1 protein-coding gene is annotated in these 705 nt (G+C 75.5%); it reads left to right on the top strand.

The features are described from left to right. Nucleotides 1-509: 509 nt before the first annotated feature. A complete protein-coding gene (locus ITP53_RS55655; RefSeq protein WP_195903533.1) occupies nt 510-665 on the top strand; it encodes a hypothetical protein in 156 nt (51 codons plus the stop codon). Nucleotides 666-705 lie beyond the last annotated feature (40 nt).

Raw genomic sequence — 705 nt, 5'->3', positions numbered from 1 at the left:
CCTGACCCACTGTGGCGGTGACCAGCGCCTGGACCAGCTGATCGTCCTCCGCCTCCGCCATCGGCCGAATCCGGTAACCGGTCACGGGCCCTCGCACGGGCCACCCCAGCGCGACCGCCACCGCCCTCGGCCCACCCCCCTCCGCCAACGCATCACCCAGCGCTCCACCCCGCGCCACGCCACCAGCGCGCTCACCCCGCTCTGGGGGCCCCGCAGGTCCGGCAGGTCCGGCGGATTCGGCTCGTCCGGCCGGTTCCGCGAATCCGGCGGGTCCGATACGTCCTGCGGGTTCAGCGCGCCCGGCTCTGGCGGGTACGGAAGGCCCGGGAGGTTCGCCAGACTCGGCGGGTCCGGTACGTCCTGCGGGTTCAGCTCGCCCTGCGGGTCCAGGAGGTTCGCCAGACCCGGCGGGTCCGGCGGGTTCAGCGTGTCCCGGGCGTCCGGCAGATCCGGCGGGTTCAGCCCGTCCGGCGAGTTCGGCCAGGAGGCGTTCGGCCAGGGCCGACTGCGTGGTGAACTCGCGGGAGGCCCGCAGCCGCTCCTGCGCGGCCCAGGCGGTCAGCGGCGCCACCGCCAGCCCCAGCACGGTACGCACCACCGCCGGCCATCCGGGCGACCGGGACGAGCCGCTCGCGACCAAGGTGCCCAGCACCGCACCCTCCTGATCCAGCACCTCCACCTCGGCCGACCACCGCGCACCACCCC

The organism is Nonomuraea cypriaca (genome assembly GCF_015645445.1).
Taxonomy (GTDB): Bacteria; Actinomycetota; Actinomycetes; order Streptosporangiales; family Streptosporangiaceae; genus Nonomuraea; species Nonomuraea cypriaca.
The sequence above is the reverse complement of the archived record's forward strand: the minus strand, read 5'-3'. Positions and strand labels throughout refer to the sequence as shown.